2 protein-coding genes are annotated in these 537 nt (G+C 76.9%); both read left to right on the plus strand.

Translation table 11 applies throughout. The features are described 5' to 3' along the window. On the plus strand, positions 1 to 161 hold a 161-nt coding region (locus L0B03_RS18965; protein WP_250448675.1), incomplete at its 5' end, for a DAK2 domain-containing protein. After that, on the plus strand, positions 158 to 537 hold a 380-nt coding region (dhaM, locus tag L0B03_RS18970; RefSeq protein WP_250448673.1), incomplete at its 3' end, for a dihydroxyacetone kinase phosphoryl donor subunit DhaM. The genes L0B03_RS18965 and dhaM, both read left to right, overlap by 4 nt.

The following is a 537-nucleotide window of genomic DNA, read 5'->3' on the forward strand; positions in this document are numbered from 1 at the left end:
CCGAGGCGGGGGCCGTCGCGACGGACCCCATGGTCGCGACCAAGGGCCGGGCGAGCTACCTCGGTGAGCGCAGCTCCGGGCACCGTGACCCGGGAGCAGCGTCCTCGGCCCTGCTGCTGCGGGCCGCCCACGAGGCCGCGGTGGCCGGGGACCGCGCATGAGGACGGCGCTCGTCCTGGTCTCGCACTCGCAGGCTGCCGCGCAGGGGGTCGCCGAGATCGCGCAGCAGATGGCCCCCGACGTGACCGTCCTGCCGGCCGGGGGCTTCGACGGCGGCATCGGGACGAGCCCGGACCGGGTGCTCGAGGCGGTCGAGTCCGCGACGGCCGGCGGATCCGGCGTGGTGCTGCTCACCGACCTCGGCTCGGCCGTGCTCACGGCGGAGATGGTGCTCGAGATGCTTGACGAGGACGTCGCCGCCCGGGTCCGGGTGCCCTCGGCCCCCTTCGTCGAGGGGGCCGTCGCGGCGGCCGTCGAGGCCCAGCAGGGTGGGGACCTCGACCGCGTCGAGCGGGCAGCCGTCGACGCGGGGAGGCT

The organism is Actinotalea sp. C106 (assembly GCF_023630195.1).
In the GTDB taxonomy this organism is placed as follows: Bacteria; Actinomycetota; Actinomycetes; order Actinomycetales; family Cellulomonadaceae; genus Actinotalea.